General features: G+C 66.3%; 1 pseudogene. It reads left to right on the forward strand.

The features are described from left to right. Positions 1-168 precede the first annotated feature (168 nt). Positions 169-309: pseudogene (locus MKK49_RS07510) on the forward strand (ABC transporter permease); the annotation flags it as partial.

A 309-nucleotide genomic window follows, 5' to 3' on the forward strand; every position in this document is an offset into this window, starting at 1 on the left:
TGCTTCCGGCCCAACCTTGCGGACACGCCGATCGCGAGTGCCTCACGGAACGCCCGATCCCCGACGGTTCTCGCTCTGATACGGGCTCCGCTTGATCATGTCGGTGAGGCGGTAAAACGCGGGTCCCCACACCTTCCAGGATAGGGAGCACTGAAGCGACCGTTCGATCCCGTCGGGCTCCTGCTCGGGACCAGCGACCGGCTGTTCTCCCTGTTCAACCCCCTCCTCGAGATCCTGCGGCCGATCCCGCCCATCGCCTACATTCCGCTGGCCATCGTCTGGTTCGGCCTCGGCAACCCGCCGGCCCTG

The organism is Methylobacterium sp. J-090, assembly GCF_022829345.1.
In the GTDB taxonomy this organism is placed as follows: Bacteria; Pseudomonadota; Alphaproteobacteria; order Rhizobiales; family Beijerinckiaceae; genus Methylobacterium.